Below are 15,118 nucleotides of genomic sequence, written 5' to 3'. Positions count from 1 at the left end.
GGCTCCTCCCGTTCCCGTGGGGTGTGTCAGCCGTGGTGCGGGGCGGCCGCGAACGCCAGCTGGGCCGTGCCGAGTTCGTCGACGGCGGCCCGGGCCAGTTCCATCGGCGTCCCATAGGACTGGAAGTGGTTGATCCCGCTGAGGTAGCTGCCGTCGGCCCGGCGCATGACGTGCAGCGGACGGCCGTCGATGCGGACCCCGGCGACGTCGACGGCGATGTGCCGGCCCCGGTACGTCTCCTCCTCCGCGAGCGGCGCCGGGGTGAGGGTCTGCCGGGGGCGCCGGGCGCGCAGGACGGGCGCCAGGGCGGCGGCCGTACCGGCGAGCACGGCCGCGGTGAAGGCCGTACGGAGGATCGCGCGGCGGGTCGGTGGTGCGGCCTCGGATGCAGCGGACATACGGTCTCCCTCGCTCGGTGGCCGACGGCTACGGGTCTAACGCCGCGCGGCGGGCGAGGTCACCCCTGAGCGTTACGGGGCCGCTTCCAGTAGAGGGTGGTGGGGTGCAGACGGCCGGCCGGATCGGTGGCGTAGTCGGGGATGGTGCCGGCCTCCGTCCAGCCCGCGGAGCGGTAGACGCGCTCGGCGCCGCTGCCCGTCTCGGTGTCCAGGAACAGCAGCACCACGCCGGCGCGGGCGGCGGCGCTCTCGGCCTCGGCGAGCAGCGCGCGGGCGGTGCCCCGGCCGCGGGCGGCCGGGTGGACCATGAGCTTGCGCAGCTCGGCGCGGTGGCGGCCGTTGGGCTTGGACTCCCGGTACCAGCTGACGGTGCCGTCGATACGGCCGTCGTCGCCGGTGCGGGAGACCCACAGGGCGAGGGATCCGTCCTCGACGGTGGGCAGCAGGGAGTCCCACCAGGCGGCGGCGCCCTCGTGGTCGAGGCCGGCGAGGAAACCGAGGGAGGAGCCGCCCTCGACCACCGCGAGGAGGAGGGCGGCGAGTTCGTCGCGGTGGGCGCGGAGTCCGGCCGTGTCGAGCGCGGTGATGGTCTTCGTCATGCGGTGAGCGTAGGGATCACCCGGGGATGGGCCGCAGGCGGGGCAGGTGGAGGTCGAGGAAGACCGCGGCCATGCGCAGGGTGAACACGAGGCCGGCCGAGACGGGGGTGTCGACCGTGTCCGGGACCCCGGCCCGGTGCAGGCCGAGGTAGGCGGCGGCGCCGGCGAGCGCGGCGGTCGCGTACACCTCCCCGCGCAGCAGCAGGGGCGGGAACTCCCCGCAGAGCACGTCGCGGACGACCTCGCCGCCGCCACCGCATCGGCCGTCCGGCCGGGACCGCCTCAGCCGAAGGTGCGGACGAGGTACGCATCACGGCGCACGGCGGAGTCGCCCCCGTGGGCTCTCCTCATGTCCCGGCCGACGGCGCTGCTCCTCCCCCTGTCAGTACAGCTTGTTCACGGCAGTGCGCAGGACGTTCTTCCATGCGTCCACCGGTGGGGCGCCCCAGTAGCTCGACCACTCGACGAGGGTGACGGTGTCCCCGTCGCGGCCCACGCCCCACAGGTAGTTGAAGTAGGGGCGCTCTTGGGCGGCGGCATCGACGGTGTGCATGCCCTGGAGCGTGGCGCCCTCCTCCACGTTCACCACACCGTGGTCGGATCCCGTCGCGGTGATGCCGGGCCGCTCGTTCTGGCGGCGCGGGCAGTCCGCGAAGTTCCGTCGGGCCGTGTCCGCGAAGGCGGCGGCCTCGGCCTCGGTCGCGAAGACCACCACCTTCTGCTGGGCGGAGGCGGTCTCCGCGGTGGTGAAGTCCCGGTGCCAGACGTTCACTTCGGGGGGCTGCCAGGACCAGTCCTGCAGGCAGTTGTACCGCGAGCCCCAGCCCCGCTGGACCGGCGGCGCGGACCATCCGACGCCGTCCCCGAGGCGGATGTCGGAGATGTACAGGGTCCCCGGCCTCGGCCGCCATGGCTCGGCGCCCGCCGCCGGTCCCGCCGTCACGACGGCCAGCACCGCGGCCGCCGCCACGGCGGCCGATCCGCGCCTCACCGCACGTACCCCCATCACTTTCCCCCTGAGTGTCCCGGTGTCCGCGCCCCGGCCGGGGCGCGGATACGCTCCAGCCTGCGCAACCCCGGCCCGGTCACGGAGGCCCTTCAAGGGAAAATGACCTGAATTCCCGTCGGACTGTCCGAAAACGACAAAGACCCCAACTGGGTACGTCTACGGCGCGGGCAGTTCGGCGAAGTCCGCGACCAGGCCGCGGTGGTGGCCCGCCGTGCCGAGGGCCAGGGAGTCGGCCTTGGCCCGCTTGAGGTAGAGGTGGGCCGGGTGCTCCCAGGTCATGCCGATGCCGCCGTGGAGCTGTACGCACTCCTCGGCGGCGCGGACGGCCACGCCCGAGCAGTAGGCCTGGGCGACGGCGACGGTGAGTGGCGCGTCGGGGGCCTCGGTGGCGAGGGCGTCGGCCGCGGCTCTGGCCGCCGCACGCGCGGAGGCCACGTCGAGCCAGAGCCGGGCCAGGCGGTGCTTGAGGGCCTGGAAGGATCCGACGGGCCGGTTGAACTGGTGGCGGGTGCGGACGTGCCCGACGGTCTCCGTCAGGCACCATTCGGCCAGCCCGAGCTGCTCGGAGGCGAGCAGTCCGGCCCCCGAGAGCAGCGCTCCGGCCACGGCCGCCCGGGCTGTGGCCGCGTCGGCGAGGCGGGTGCCGGCGGCCGACCGCAGGGTGACGGTGGCGAGCGGGCGGGTCAGGTCCAGCGGGACCCGCGCGGTCAGCTCGGCGGAGGCGGCGGGGACGGCGTACAGCCCCGTGTCGGCGAGGACCAGCAGGACGTCGGCGGCCACCGCGTCCGCGACGGAGGTGACGGTGCCGGTCAGCGCGCCGCCGCCGGAGTCCCGGACCGCGGGCGGGAGGGGCGCCCCGGGGGCGAGGGTCAGCGGCACGGCCGGTACGCACACCGTCTGTCCGGAGGCCAGCTCCCGCAGCAGCGGGGTGGCCTCCGCGGTGTCGCAGCCGAGCAGGATCTCCGTGGCGAGCACGGAGCTCGTCAGGTACGGGACGGGCGCCACGGCCCGGCCCAGCTCCTCCAGGACCACGGCCGCCTCGCGGTGGCTCGCGCCCTGTCCCCCGAGCTTCTCGGGTACGAGGAGCCCGGCGGCACCGATCCCGACGGCGAGGGTGTTCCACAGCGCCGGGTCGTGCGGCCGGCCGGTCTCGGCCCGGGCGAGGACGCCCTTCGCGTCGCAGCGGTCGGCGAGGAGGGACCGTACGGCGGAGCGGAGCTCCTCCTCGGTCTCGGAGTAGAGCAGGTCGGTCGGCGCGGCCGGTGTCGGCCGGGTCGGACTCGTCGACTGCGTTGACCGCGTTGGCTGCGTTGTCGGCGTTGTCGGCGTTGTCGGCGTCGGCTGCGTGTTCATCGGGAGAGGTCCTTCCACGCGATGTCCTTGTCGTCGCGCGGCTCGGGGGGCAGGCCGAGGACGCGTTCGGCGACGATGTTGAGGAGGATTTCGCTGGTGCCGCCCTCGATGCTGTTGCCCTTGGCGCGCAGGTAGCGGTAGCCGGCGTCGCGGCCGGTGAAGTCGACCAGCTCGGGCCGGCGCATGGTCCAGTCCTCGTACAGGAGGCCCTCCTCGCCGAGGAGTTCGACCTCCAGTCCGCTGATCTCCTGGTTGAGCCGGGCGAAGGTGAGCTTCATGCCCGATCCCTCGGGGCCGGGCTGTCCGGCGGCGAGTTGCTGGCGCAGCCGTTCCCCGGTGAGGCGGGCGACCTCGGCCTCGACCCACAGTTCCAGCAGCCGCTGGTGGAGGGCGTGGGTGCGCAGTGCGGGGCGCTCGCGCCAGGCGGCGGCGACCGGTGCGATCATGCCGCCCTCGCGCGGGATGCGCATGCCGCCGATGGAGACGCGTTCGTTCATCAGGGTGGTGCGGGCGACGGCCCAGCCCTCGCCCACCGCGCCCAGGCGGTGGCTGTCGGGGATCCGGACACCGGTGAGGAAGACCTCGTTGAACTCCGCCTCGCCGGTGATCTGGCGCAGCGGCCGGACCTCGACACCGGGGGCGTGCATGTCGCAGAGGAAGTAGGTGATGCCCTGGTGCTTGGGGAGTCCGGGGTCGGTGCGGGCGATCAGGATGGCCCAGCGGGCGGTGTGGGCGCTGGAGGTCCACACCTTCTGGCCGTCCACGATCCAGTCGCCGGAGCCCGTCTCGCGGACCGCGCGGGTGCCGAGCGCGGCGAGGTCGGATCCGGCGCCGGGCTCGCTGAAGAGCTGGCACCAGACCTCCTCGCCGACCCACAGGGGGCGCAGGAAGCGGTTCTTCTGTTCCTCCGTGCCGTACGCGAGGATCGTGGGCGCGGCCATGCCGAGGCCGATGCCGATCCGGCGCGGGTCGTTGTCGGGGGCGCCGGCGGCTTCCAGCTCTGCGTCGACGACGGCCTGGAGGGTGCGGGGTGCGCCGAGGCCGCCGAGGCCCACCGGGTAGTGGACCCAGGCGAGTCCGGCGTCGAAGCGGGCGCGCAGGAAGTCGGTGCGGGCGGTGTCCCCGGGCGGGTGGGCGGCGAGCAGGTCCCGTACCCGGGCGCACAGGTCCTCGGCGGTGGGGGCCGCGGCGGTCATCGCGGGCCCCCGTCCTGTGCCGGTACGACGACCAGCCGGCCGGTGGTGGTCCCGTCGGCGAGGCGCTGCACGGCGTCGGCGGCCGCGGCGAGCGGAACCCGTTCGCTGACCAGCGGTTTCACGGCGCCCTCGGCGGCGAGGCGGGTGAGCTCGGTGTGGCAGGCGAGGATGGCGGCGGGCTCCTTGGTGGCGTAGAGCCCCCAGTGCAGGCCGAGGATGGCGTAGTTCTTCACCAGTGCGTGGTTGAGCGCGGGGGCCGGGATGGTGCCGCTCGCGAAGCCGACGACGACGATGCGGCCCTCGAAGGCCACGCATTTGGCGGAGGCGGTGTAGGAGTCGCCGCCGACCGGGTCGTAGACGACGTCGGCGCCGCGGCCGCCGGTGAACTCCTTGACGCGGGCGACGAGGTCCTCCGCCGTGCGGTCGATCACCAGGTCGCAGCCGAGCTCTTCGGCGGTTCGGGCCTTGGCCTTGCCTCCGACCACCCCGATGACGGTGGCCCCGGCGGCCTTGCCGAGCTGGACGGCGGCGCTGCCGACCCCGCCGGCGGCGGCGTGCACGAGGAGGGTCTCGCCGCTCTGCAGGCGGGCGCGGCGGTGCAGGCCGAACCAACCGGTCTGGTAGCCGATGTGCAGGGCGGCCGCCTCGGCGTCGTCGAGGGTGTCCGGGGCCGGGAGCAGGGCGCGTGCGGGCGCGGTGACGTACTCGGCGAAACCGCCGTGCGGCAGGCTCGGGTTGGCGATGACGCGGCGGCCGTCCTCGGTCTCGCCGCAGATCTCGACACCGGGGGTGAAGGGCAGCGGGGGCCGGATCTGGTACTGCCCGCGGACGAGCAGCGCGTCGGGGAAGTTGACGTTCGCCGCGAGCACTTTGAGCCTCACCTCGCCCTCGCCGGGTACCGGCTCGGGAACCTCTTCGAGGCGCATGGCCTCACGGGGCTCACCGGGGGTATGTACTCGCCATGCCTGCATCCGGGGCCTCCAGCCGCCGTCGAGGAATCACGCTCCGCGCGCATACTAAGCGGTCGCTTGCCCTTCTGTGAACCCATCGCCTCCGAAGGTGTGTGCAGGGGGCCTGTTTGTCGTGCAGCATGTGTCCCGTAGATCAAGAGTGATCGACATCGGTCAACAGGCAGCTGCCGCAGGGCATATGACCCGCACCATCGGGGGGACTCGCACCGTGAACAGAATCGGGATGAGAAGCGTGACGGCCGCGGCGGGGGCCGCAGCCGTCCTCGCAGGGCTGATCACCGCCGCCGGACCGGCCGCCGCGGCCTCCGCCGCCGCGTGCAGCCCCGCCATCGAGCTGCTCCCCTCCCTGCCGGGGGTGAGCGGAGGCGCCGTGGCGGGCTTCGGCACCGGTGGGCTCGTGGTCGGCGACAGCGGCGACCGACCCGCCTACTGGACCGGCGCCGAGCACACGGTCCACGCCGTTCCGCTGCCCGCGGGCTTCGACCGGGGCAGCGTCAAGGCCGTCAGCGCCAAGGGGCTGATGGTGGGCATCGCCACCCGCGACTCGGACCGGTCCAGGGCCGCCTTCACCCACCGGCTGGGCTCCGCCACCTCCGAGCCGCTCACCGCGCCCGCCCTGGAGGGGGGCGCCGTCGACGTCGACGTCAACGAGTCGGGGCGGGTCGTGTACGCCGACGGGGGCGTCGCCAAGGAGTGGGTGAACGGCAAGGTGGTGCGCGAACTGCCGGTTCCCGCGGGCGAGATCCCCGGCACCCGGATCACCTCGCTGAACGGCATCAACAAGCGGGGCGACATCGTCGGCACGGCCACCGGCTCCTACTTCGACGCCGAGAACGACATCATGGTCACCAAGACCTTCCCGGTGGTCTGGCCGGCCGGCGGCGGCTACCCGCCGTACAGCCTCCAGGTGTGGAACGGCTACCACTACTCGTACTCCACGATCGGCAGGGACATCGACGACCGCGGCCGCGTCGTCGGCCTGGAGGACTACTACTACCGCAACGACCCGAAGCTGACCCCGGCCGTCTGGAAGAAGCCGTACGACGCCCTGCCCGCCGACCCGGGCCGGCTGAACGGCTACCGCGACCTGGAGCTCTCGGGCAGCAGCCCCACCACGAACGTGGCCGTCGGCACCGCCACCACCTTCGAGGAGAGCTGGCCCAGCTACTTCCAGGCCGTCTACTGGCCCGGGAAGGGTGCTCCGCTGGCGCTCCCCTTCCCGACGGGCGCCCCGGGCGCCGTGCCGCGCACCCGCGCCTTCGCCGCCACCGACGACGACCGCGTCGGCGGCACCGTCAGCGACCGGGAGACCGGGGCGAGCAGCGCCGTGATCTGGACCTGCGCGAGCAGGCAGGCGTACGCGCCGAAGAGCTGATCCTGTCCGGGGCATGGTGATCTCGGCGCCCGCGCGCTATCGATGCCCCATGACGGACGAGATCCCGCGCGGCCTGCCCGCGCCCCCGCCGCTCGGTGCCGCCGCCCTGCCCCCCGGTACGTACGCGGGGCAGGTGGTCCTCGTGACCGGCGGCGGCACCGGGCTGGGCAAGGCCATCGCCACCGAGTTCGCGCGGCTCGGAGCCGATCTGGTGATCGCCGGCCGGCGCTCCGAGCAGCTGAAGGCGGCACAGGAGGAGCTGGCGGCCGTACCCGGCGCGGGCCGGGTGACGGCCGCGGTGTGCGACATCAGGGATCCCGAGCGGATCGCGGAGGTGTTCGACGCGGCCGAGGCGGCGCTCGGGCCACCGGACGTCCTGGTCAACAACGCGGCCGCGAACTTCCCGTCCCCCGCGGAGGACCTGTCGCCGAACGCCTGGCGGGCGGTGGTGGACATCACCCTGACCGGGACCTGGTTCGTGACCCGCGAGTTCGGCCGCCGCCACCTCGCCGCGGGCACCCCCGGTTCGATCGTGAACATCGGCGCCTCGTACGCCTGGACGGGCGGGCCCGGCTTCGCCCACAGCGCCGCCGCCAAGGCCGGGGTGAAGAACCTGGTGGAGACCCTCGCCGTCGAGTGGGGCCCGTACGGCATCCGGATCAACGGCCTGGTGCCGGGGCTGTTCCCGCACGCCGACATGACCGAGGACATCCGCGGCGGCCTGGAGCGGGCCGCGCCCGACTCGAAGGACGCCCGGCAGCCCGCGCTGCGGGTCGGCGCCCCTCGGGAACTGGGCTGGGCCGCCACCTTCCTGGCCTCGCCCTACGCCCGCTTCGTCTCCGGCCACACGCTGGTGGTCGACGGTGCGAACTGGCAGCGCCGCTCGGTGGTCAATCCGGCGGTCGTCCCGGTGCGGGAGCAACTGGGGCGCGGCCCGTTCATCCCCTGAGCGACGCGGATTGTCAGTGGCCGGTGCGAGGATCGGATCATGTCTCTCGCCGATCTGACTTTCGACCGCTGGCGTTCGCTCGACCCGGCCGCCGCCGGACGCATCGCCCACGAGGCCGCCGCGCAGGTGGGCGGCCGGGTGGTGCTGCTCGACGCCGTCGAACACCTGGGCGGCGCGCTGCACCGCGTCCGCATCGAGCGCGAGGGGCTGGAGTTCGCCCTCATACCCGGCGGGACGGTGCGGCTGGGGTTCGACGCGGACGCCTTCGCGGCGACGCCCGCGCAGAACGCCGACTACGCGGAGAGCGTGGACGAGGGGTACGGGTACGGTCACCCCGACCTGAAGTCCTATCTCGCCGACGTGCTCAGCCCGCTGCGCACCGTGACGCTGGATACCGTCCTCATGGCCGTGGAGGCCGAGGCCCTGAGCGACCACCCGTCCGGCATGCCGGACGCCCTCGCGGTGCGCGGGCTGCGGATGCCGAGTGCCGACGAGTGGGAGCACGCGTGCGGGGCCGGGGCGGGCACCCTGTTCCGGTGGGGGAACGAGTGCCCCCTGGACGAGCCGTCGTACGGGGGCAGCGGCGGCGTGCGGCACGAACCGAACGCCTTCGGGCTCCACATCGCCTACGACAGCTACGGCACGGAGCTGAGCGGGGACCCGGCCGCGGTGCACGGGGGCGACGGCGGCGAGGCCGTCTGCGGTGGGTACGGCGACCTGCTCGGCTGGCTGCCGCTGGCCACCGCCAACCGCAATCCGTACATGGCCGAGTTCGTGTACGGGCCGGAGGGCGAGGGCATGTACGAGGACTTCTCGACCCGGCCGGTGCTCAGCCTCCGCTGAAGCGCGGGGGCCGGCGGGCCGCCTTGGCGCCGTAGCCCTCGCGGCAGTCGTCCGAGGTGAGGGTGAGGGCCGCGGTCATCGCCACCCGGTCGAGGGCCGCGGGCAGGGCGGCGTCGGCGTACGCGTCGACCGCGCGCTTGATGCCCTGGACGGCGAGGGGCGCGTTCGCGGCGATCTCCGCGGCCAGGGCGCGGGAGGCCAGCTCCAGCTCCTCGCCGGGGACGAGCAGTTGGACCAGGTTCAGCCGGTGCGCCGTCGCCGCGTCGATCCGGCGGCCGGTCAGGGCCAGGTACTTGGCCCAGCCCGCCCCGGCCTCGCGGGCGATGCGGAGGTCTCCGCCCGCGTCCACCGCCACGCCCAACCCGGCTTCGGGCAGGGCGAAGACGGCGTCCTCGGCGGCGACCCGGATGTCGGCCATCAGGGCGAGTTCGAAGCCGAAGCCGAGGCAGTAGCCCTGGACGGCGGCCACCACCGGCTGCGGGAGGCGGGCGAGGACCGCGAAGCGCTCGTGCACCCAGCGGATGCCCTCGTAGTAGTTCCGGGTGCGCTCGGCGGCGGATCCGCCCGTGATGGCACCGCCGGGGGCGGTCACGTCGATGCCCGCGCAGAAGGCCCGGCCCTCGGCCTGCAGCAGCACCGCCCGGACGGACGTGTCGAAGCGGATCCGGTCCGCGAGCAGCCCCAGCTGGCGGGTGGACTCCCAGCTCCAGCCGTTGAGCTTGTCCGGGCGGCAGAGGGTGAGGACCGCGAGGCCGTCCGCGACCTCCAGCCGGATCCGCTCCTCACCCTCCGCGATCTCCGTGGAGATGGTGTCGATCACCGTGTCCCGCACCCCCGGCCGATGGCTGACGAACTGACGAACTGACGCCCCAATGACTTGACGGTCCGTCAGACTAGGGGGGACGGGTCAGCGGGGGAAGACCTCGAAGGGCACGGCCGGACGGCCGCCGAAGCGGGCCGCCGCCTGCTGGGCGTTCCCGGCGAGGAAGGTACGGACGTACTCCTCCGGGTCCTGGTCCGTGAGCACCTCGATGTACGCCTTGTGCTCCAGCAGGGACTTCACCGATCGCTCCAGCCCGGGACCGGCGTCGGCCGCGTGCGTCGGGGTGCTGGAACCGGCCACCGCGACCCAGCGCACGCCGCTCCACGGCTCCAGGCCCTGCTCGATGAGCTCGGGGAAGATCCAGCGGTTCCCGGCGTCCCCGGCCGCGTCCAGGACGGCGCGGCCGACGGCCTTGTGGTCGGGGGTGTTCCAGAAGCCGCCGCCCTGCGCGCCGCCCCACGTGTCACGGTGGTTGAGGGTGACGATCAGCTCGGGCCGGTGCCGCCGGATGGCCGCGGCGATGTCCCGGCGCAGATCGAGCCCGTACTCGACGACGCCGTCGCGGTAGTCCAGGAACTCCACCTCGGACACGCCGACGACCGCGGCGCTCGCCCGCTGCTCCGCCTCCCGCAGCGGACCGCAGTCGGCGGGGGCGATGCTGTCGATGCCCGCCTCACCACGCGTGGCGAGGAGGTAGACGACCTCCCGCCCCCCGTCCGTCCAGTCCGCGACGGCCGCCGCGCACCCGTACTCCAGGTCGTCGGGATGGGCCACCACGGCGAGAGCACGCCGCCAGTCGGTGGGCATGGGCTGCAAGGCACCCTGCTGATCAGGTTGTTCGGTCATGATCACAGCCTAGGAGATCCGGCCCCCGCCGGGCGGGTGACGGCGCCGCCGGATGACCGAGGCGGCGCCGTCACGGGCGCCTCAGGCATCGTCGCGTACGAGGGTGAGGAGGCGGTCCAGGACGCGGGGGCCGCTCGCGCGGACGCCGTCGTGCTCGAACTCGTCCGTCACCCAGGTGCGCAGGCCGCGTACGGTGCGGGCCGTGGCCAGGGAGTCGGCGGTGTCCACGTACATGTCGTCGTGGTAGACGGCGGCCGCCACCGGCACCTCGTTGGCCGCCAGGCGAGCCGGGTCGTAGAGCGGCTGCCAGCCGGTGCGGGCGGCGAGCAGCTCGGCGGTCTCGCGGAGCGGGACGAGGGACGGGTCGGTGGTGAAGTGCCAGGGGTGGATGGTCTCGCCGGTGAAGAGGAGGGGTTCGTCGCCCGCGAGGGCCTTCGCCGCGTCGAACCGGGGGTGTCCGGCGCGGACCCGTTCGGCGGCCCAGGCGGTGGGCGTGGCCGGGTCCTGGGCGTAGATCGCCTCGTGGACCAGCGCGTAGAGGGGGTGACCGGCGAAGGAGAGCAGGGCGCGGGCGCCCTCCAGGAAGGTGTCGGAGAGGGCCGGGCCGGCCGGGGTCGGCACGAAGGCGTCCTCCAGCAGGTAGTGGAGCTGGTGGCTGCCGTCGCCGCCGCCGAGGAGGATGCCGAGGGACTGGAAGGCCTCGACGGTGAGGCGGTGGCCGCCGGGGAGTTCGGCCGGCCGGTCCGCGAGGTGGGCGGCGATCCGGCGGGCGCGCTCGACGTCCATCGGGTAACGGGCGTAGTGGGCCAGGTTCTTGCGCTCGATGCGGGGGAACGCGGCCTCGTACACCTCGTCGGCGGTGGCCGTGAGGGAGGGCAGGCCGCCGGTGATCAGGGCGGCGCTGAGCCCCTCGGGCGCGGTGGAGAGGTAGTGGGTCGCGCAGAAGCCGCCGAAGCTCTGGCCCAGGACGGTCCAGGGCGCGCCGCCGGTCAGGCCGGGGCGGATGGCCTCGGCATCGCGCACGATGGAGTCGGAGCGGAAGTGGGCGAGGAACTCCGCCTGCTGGGCGGGGGTTCCGCGCAGGGGCAGGGTCTGCCGGTTCAGCGGGGTGGAGCGGCCGGTTCCGCGCTGGTCGAGCAGGAGCACCCGGTATTCGGTGAGGGCCCGCGCCAGCCAGGCCTGCCGGCCGACGAAGCGGCGGGCGCCGAAGCCCGGACCGCCCTCCAGGTACAGCAGCCACGGCAGCGTCTCGGGGTCCTTGCCGGTGGCGACCACCTCACGGGCGTACAGCTCGATGTGCTCCCCGTCCGGGCGGGCGTGGTCCAGGGGGACGGTGAACCGGTGGTCGGTGAGGACCGTGCCGGGCTGACGGTAGCTGTGGGCGATGGTCACGGGCGGCCCCCTGGGGTACGAGGTGCGGAACGGCGCGCCCCGGCCGGGTGCGGCGGGGCGCGGTGGTGGCGGTCGGCCGAGTCTATGGGGTGCCCCACCACCGGCCGGGCCGGGCCCGCCGGGCCGAAGACCCCACGGAGCCCGGCCCGGCCGGTGGGCGCGGGGTCAGAACTCGACGACCGAGCGGAGCACCTCGCCGCGTTCCATCCGGGCGAAGGCGTCCTCGACCCCGTCGAGCGGGATGGTCTCGGAGACGAAGGCGTCCAGGTCGAGCCGGCCCTGCAGGTAGAGGTCGATGAGCAGCGGGAAGTCGCGCTCGGGCAGACAGTCGCCGTACCAGGAGGACTTGAGGGCGCCGCCGCGGCCGAAGACGTCGAGGAGGGGGAGTTCGAGCTTCATCTCCGGGGTCGGCACGCCCACCAGGACCACCGTCCCGGCGAGGTCGCGCGCGTAGAAGGCCTGCCGGTAGGTCTCGGGGCGGCCCACCGCGTCGATGACGACGTCCGCGCCGTTGCCTTCGGTCAGGCCCTGGACGGCCTTGACCACGTCCTCCGTGCGGCCGTTGACGGTGTGGGTGGCGCCCAGGCCGCGCGCCCACTCCAGCTTCCGGTCGTCCAGGTCCACCGCGATGATCTTCGAGGCGCCCGCCAGTCGGGCTCCGGCCACCGCCGCGTTGCCCACTCCCCCGCAGCCGATGACGGCGACGGAGTCGCCCCGGCCGACGTTGCCGGTGTTCAGGGCGGCGCCGAGGCCGGCCATCACCCCGCAGCCGAGGAGTCCGGCGGCGGCGGGGGCCGCGGCCGGGTCCACCTTGGTGCACTGGCCGGCCGCCACCAGGGTCTTCTCGGCGAAGGCGCCGATCCCGAGGGCCGGGGAGAGCGGGGTGCCGTCCTCCAGGGTCATGCGCTGCGTGGCGTTGTGCGTGGCGAAGCAGTACCAGGGCCGCCCGCGCTTGCAGGCGCGGCAGGTGCCGCACACCGCGCGCCAGTTGAGGACGACGAAGTCGCCGGGGGCCACGGAGGTGACGTCCGCGCCGACGGATTCGACGATCCCGGCGGCCTCGTGGCCGAGCAGGAAGGGGAACTCGTCGTTGATCCCGCCCTCGCGGTAGTGCAGGTCGGTGTGGCAGACCCCGCAGGCCTGGACCCTGACGAGCGCCTCGCCGGGTCCCGGGTCGGGCACGAGGATCGTCGTCGTCTCCACCGGTGCGCCCTTGCTCCGGGCGATGACCCCTCGTACGCGATGCGTCACGTCTTACCCCGCTCTGATCGAATCGGTCTGGATCAACGAACGTACACGGGCGGCACGCGGTACGGGAGTTGTGTCACGTTTCGGCGCGCTACCCGGCCAGATCCGGTGGTACGGCGGCCCGGAGCGCCGCGCCGAAGGCGGCCACGGCGGGATGGGCGCCGGCCCCGCTGCGGAAGGCGAGGCCGGTACGGCGCCGCACGGGCAGCCGGGTGAGGCGCACGGCCGGATCCGCGGGGCCGGTGACCCCGAGCTGCGGTACGAGGGCCACGCCCTGGCCGGCCGCCACCAGCGCGAGCACGGTGGCGAACTCGTCGACCTGGTGGCGGACCCGCGGCGAGAAGCCGGCGGCCTCGCAGGCCCGTACGGTCATGGCGTGGCAGAGCGTGCCGGGCGTGGCGGTGATCCAGGGCGCTCGCGCGTGTGCGCGCAGGGCCGCGCCCGGGTCGGGCCCCTCGGACCCCTCGGACGGCTCGGGGGCCTCCCCGGCGGGCGCGGCCAGGTACATCGCCTCGACGAAGAGCGGCTCGGTGGCCAGCCCCGGCTCCTGCGGGGCGGGGACGAAGTCGTACTCGTGGACCAGGGCCACGTCCAGGTCGCCGGCCCGCAGGGCGTGCGCGACCGCCGCCGGGTCGGTCTCGGAGACCATCGGCTCGAGGGCGGGGTGGCGCCGGGCGAGGGCGGCCAGCGCGGCCGGGACGATGGCCCGGGTGGCGGTGGGGAAGGCGCCGATCCGCAGGGCTCCGGCCAGGCCGCCGCGCGCCTCGGCGAGGTCGGCTTCGGCCTGCTCCAGCCGTTCGAGGACGGCCTCGGCGTGCCGGACCAGGTTCTCGCCGGCCGGGGTGAGCCGTACGCGGCGGCCGGTGCGCTCCAGCAGGGGCAGGCAGGCCTCCCGTTCCAGCACGCCGAGCTGCTGGGAGACCGCCGAAGGGCTGAACGCGAGGGCTTCGGCCACGGCGGCGATGGTGCCGCGGCGGGCGAGCTCGCGCAGCAGGCGCAGGCGTCGTACATCGAGCATCGGCCCAGCTTACGGTTCCGGTAAGAAATGCGAACTGGATTTGACGCTCCGGGCGGGCGAGGCTCTTCGGCATGGCACAGAACACGGCACAGGACATGGCCCAGGACACGGCACACGGCACGGCTCAGGGCACGGCTCAGGGCACGGCGCAGGACGCGGCAGGAGACCTTTCGCTCCGCGGGATCCACGTACCACTGGTCACCCCCTTCACCCCCGCCGGGGACGTGGCCGCCGGGGCCCTGGAGGCCCTCGCCCACGAGGTGCTCGACGCGGGCGCCACCGGGATCGTCGCCCTCGGCACCACCGCCGAGGCGGCCTGCCTCGACGAGGCGGAGCGCGACCTCGTCACCGGCGTGTGCGCGGAGGTCTGCCGGGAGCGGGGTGCGCTGCTGACGGTCGGCGCGGGGGCGAGCGGCACCCGGGCCGCCGAGGCCTCCCTGGCCCGCCTGGCGCGGTGGCCGCAGGCGCGGGCGGCGCTGGTGACCGTGCCCGCGTTCGTACGGCCCTCGGCACCCGGGGTGCTGGCGCACTTCGCGCGGCTGGCGGAGGTGAGTCCCGTACCGCTGATCGTCTATCACATTCCGTACCGCACCGGGCAGCCGTTGGACGCGGCCGCGCTGCGGGCCCTCGGGGCCCTCTCCGGGGTCGCCGGGATGAAGTACGCGGGCGGCGGCATCGACCAGGACACGGTGGCGCTGCTCGGGGACCTGCCGGCCGGGTTCGAGGTGCTGGCGGGCGACGACGCGTACCTGTCGCCGCTGCTGGCGCTGGGCGCGACGGGCGGGATCCTCGCCTCGGCACACCTGGCGACGGAGCGGTTCGCGGAGCTCGCGGCGGCCTGGCGGGCCGGTGACGTGGCCCGGGCGCGGCCGCTGGGGCACGCGCTGGCCCGGATGTCGGCGGCGGCCTTCGCGGAGCCCAATCCGGCGGTCGTCAAGGCCGTGCTGCACGCACAGGGCCGCATTCCGAGCCCCGGCGTACGGCTCCCGCTGCTGCCGGCCTCGGAGGCGGCGGTGGCGGCCACCCTGGAACGGCTGGGCGAGCTTCCCGCCGGCCTGCCGCAGTAGGCGGCGAGTGCCGGAAAGGGTCCACGATGGG

At 74.4% G+C, this 15,118-nt stretch carries 16 protein-coding genes; 4 read left to right on the top strand and 12 right to left on the bottom strand.

What is annotated here, in order from left to right; translation table 11 throughout:
• Nucleotides 1–26: 26 nt before the first annotated feature.
• The 7 genes from ACFYZ4_RS26830 to ACFYZ4_RS26800 all read right to left on the bottom strand — a co-directional run bounded on the left by ACFYZ4_RS26830 (nt 27) and on the right by ACFYZ4_RS26800 (nt 5,526).
• Nucleotides 27–398 carry a tyrosinase family oxidase copper chaperone gene (locus tag ACFYZ4_RS26830; RefSeq protein ID WP_351295869.1) on the bottom strand — a complete coding sequence of 124 codons (372 nt, stop codon included), beginning with the start codon at nt 396–398 and terminating at the stop codon, nt 27–29.
• Between the two features lie 59 nt (nt 399–457).
• Nucleotides 458–997: a GNAT family N-acetyltransferase gene (locus ACFYZ4_RS26825; RefSeq protein ID WP_351295866.1), complete on the bottom strand. Its 540-nt coding sequence runs from the start codon at nt 995–997 to the stop codon at nt 458–460.
• 16 nt (nt 998–1,013) lie between these two features.
• Nucleotides 1,014–1,283 (bottom strand): TRIC cation channel family protein, encoded by a 270-nt coding sequence (locus ACFYZ4_RS26820; protein WP_390785070.1) that lies wholly within the window; start codon nt 1,281–1,283, stop codon nt 1,014–1,016.
• Nucleotides 1,284–1,379: 96 nt separating this feature from the next.
• Nucleotides 1,380–1,988, bottom strand: coding sequence for a hypothetical protein (locus ACFYZ4_RS26815; RefSeq protein ID WP_351585230.1), 609 nt, complete (start codon nt 1,986–1,988; stop codon nt 1,380–1,382).
• Nucleotides 1,989–2,162: 174 nt separating this feature from the next.
• Nucleotides 2,163–3,359 carry an acyl-CoA dehydrogenase family protein gene (locus ACFYZ4_RS26810; protein WP_390785030.1) on the bottom strand — a complete coding sequence of 399 codons (1,197 nt, stop codon included), beginning with the start codon at nt 3,357–3,359 and terminating at the stop codon, nt 2,163–2,165.
• Nucleotides 3,356–4,555, bottom strand: coding sequence for an acyl-CoA dehydrogenase family protein (locus ACFYZ4_RS26805; protein ID WP_390785029.1), 1,200 nt, complete (start codon nt 4,553–4,555; stop codon nt 3,356–3,358). Before ACFYZ4_RS26805 ends, ACFYZ4_RS26810 begins: the two co-directional genes overlap by 4 nt.
• Nucleotides 4,552–5,526, bottom strand: coding sequence for an NADPH:quinone oxidoreductase family protein (locus ACFYZ4_RS26800; protein ID WP_351295854.1), 975 nt, complete (start codon nt 5,524–5,526; stop codon nt 4,552–4,554). Before ACFYZ4_RS26800 ends, ACFYZ4_RS26805 begins: the two co-directional genes overlap by 4 nt.
• 223 nt (nt 5,527–5,749) lie before the next feature.
• Between ACFYZ4_RS26800 and ACFYZ4_RS26795 the strand changes: the two genes are divergently transcribed.
• From ACFYZ4_RS26795 to ACFYZ4_RS26785, 3 genes are read left to right on the top strand one after another with little or no spacing between them, the layout of a single operon-like run.
• Nucleotides 5,750–6,901, top strand: coding sequence for a hypothetical protein (locus ACFYZ4_RS26795; protein WP_390785028.1), 1,152 nt, complete (start codon nt 5,750–5,752; stop codon nt 6,899–6,901).
• 49 nt (nt 6,902–6,950) lie between these two features.
• Nucleotides 6,951–7,850: an SDR family oxidoreductase gene (locus ACFYZ4_RS26790; protein ID WP_390785027.1), complete on the top strand. Its 900-nt coding sequence runs from the start codon at nt 6,951–6,953 to the stop codon at nt 7,848–7,850.
• Between the two features lie 39 nt (nt 7,851–7,889).
• Entirely contained in the window at nt 7,890–8,693 is an 804-nt protein-coding gene (locus ACFYZ4_RS26785) for a hypothetical protein (RefSeq protein WP_390785026.1), read from the top strand.
• On the opposite strand, the gene ACFYZ4_RS26780 is transcribed toward ACFYZ4_RS26785, so the two are convergent.
• The 5 genes from ACFYZ4_RS26780 to ACFYZ4_RS26760 all read right to left on the bottom strand — a co-directional run bounded on the left by ACFYZ4_RS26780 (nt 8,680) and on the right by ACFYZ4_RS26760 (nt 14,020).
• A complete protein-coding gene (locus ACFYZ4_RS26780; RefSeq protein WP_390785025.1) occupies nt 8,680–9,513 on the bottom strand; it encodes an enoyl-CoA hydratase/isomerase family protein in 834 nt (277 codons plus the stop codon). The two genes, ACFYZ4_RS26785 and ACFYZ4_RS26780, sit on opposite strands and share 14 nt — an antisense overlap.
• Before the next feature lie 87 nt (nt 9,514–9,600).
• Nucleotides 9,601–10,362, bottom strand: a complete 762-nt coding sequence (locus ACFYZ4_RS26775) for a PIG-L deacetylase family protein (RefSeq protein ID WP_390785024.1) — start codon at nt 10,360–10,362, stop codon at nt 9,601–9,603.
• A gap of 81 nt (nt 10,363–10,443) precedes the next feature.
• Nucleotides 10,444–11,748, bottom strand: a complete 1,305-nt coding sequence (locus ACFYZ4_RS26770) for an alpha/beta fold hydrolase (protein ID WP_390785069.1) — start codon at nt 11,746–11,748, stop codon at nt 10,444–10,446.
• A gap of 171 nt (nt 11,749–11,919) precedes the next feature.
• Complete coding sequence (locus tag ACFYZ4_RS26765) at nt 11,920–13,005, bottom strand: S-(hydroxymethyl)mycothiol dehydrogenase (RefSeq protein ID WP_351295836.1); 1,086 nt, start codon at nt 13,003–13,005, stop codon at nt 11,920–11,922.
• Nucleotides 13,006–13,093: 88 nt separating this feature from the next.
• Nucleotides 13,094–14,020, bottom strand: coding sequence for a LysR family transcriptional regulator (locus ACFYZ4_RS26760; RefSeq protein WP_390785023.1), 927 nt, complete (start codon nt 14,018–14,020; stop codon nt 13,094–13,096).
• 71 nt (nt 14,021–14,091) lie between these two features.
• Between ACFYZ4_RS26760 and ACFYZ4_RS26755 the strand changes: the two genes are divergently transcribed.
• A complete protein-coding gene (locus ACFYZ4_RS26755) occupies nt 14,092–15,087 on the top strand; it encodes a dihydrodipicolinate synthase family protein (RefSeq protein ID WP_390785022.1) in 996 nt (331 codons plus the stop codon).
• Nucleotides 15,088–15,118: the final 31 nt, after the last annotated feature.

This window comes from Streptomyces sp. NPDC001513, from assembly GCF_042894695.1.
Taxonomy (GTDB): Bacteria; Actinomycetota; Actinomycetes; order Streptomycetales; family Streptomycetaceae; genus Streptomyces.
The sequence above is the reverse complement of the archived record's forward strand: the minus strand, read 5'-3'. Positions and strand labels throughout refer to the sequence as shown.

Bases quoted from the DNA above. Each gene is read 5' to 3' on its own strand.
- ACFYZ4_RS26830 (WP_351295869.1), bottom strand. From the start codon at position 398: ATGTCCGCTGCATCCGAGGCCGCACCACCGACCCGCCGCGCGATCCTC.
- ACFYZ4_RS26825 (WP_351295866.1), bottom strand. From the start codon at position 997: ATGACGAAGACCATCACCGCGCTCGACACGGCCGGACTCCGCGCCCAC.
- ACFYZ4_RS26810 (WP_390785030.1), bottom strand. From the start codon at position 3,359: ATGAACACGCAGCCGACGCCGACAACGCCGACAACGCCGACAACGCAG.
- ACFYZ4_RS26805 (WP_390785029.1), bottom strand. From the start codon at position 4,555: ATGACCGCCGCGGCCCCCACCGCCGAGGACCTGTGCGCCCGGGTACGG.
- ACFYZ4_RS26800 (WP_351295854.1), bottom strand. From the start codon at position 5,526: ATGCAGGCATGGCGAGTACATACCCCCGGTGAGCCCCGTGAGGCCATG.
- ACFYZ4_RS26795 (WP_390785028.1), top strand. From the start codon at position 5,750: ATGAGAAGCGTGACGGCCGCGGCGGGGGCCGCAGCCGTCCTCGCAGGG.
- ACFYZ4_RS26790 (WP_390785027.1), top strand. From the start codon at position 6,951: ATGACGGACGAGATCCCGCGCGGCCTGCCCGCGCCCCCGCCGCTCGGT.
- ACFYZ4_RS26785 (WP_390785026.1), top strand. From the start codon at position 7,890: ATGTCTCTCGCCGATCTGACTTTCGACCGCTGGCGTTCGCTCGACCCG.
- ACFYZ4_RS26775 (WP_390785024.1), bottom strand. From the start codon at position 10,362: ATGACCGAACAACCTGATCAGCAGGGTGCCTTGCAGCCCATGCCCACC.
- ACFYZ4_RS26760 (WP_390785023.1), bottom strand. From the start codon at position 14,020: ATGCTCGATGTACGACGCCTGCGCCTGCTGCGCGAGCTCGCCCGCCGC.
- ACFYZ4_RS26755 (WP_390785022.1), top strand. From the start codon at position 14,092: ATGGCACAGAACACGGCACAGGACATGGCCCAGGACACGGCACACGGC.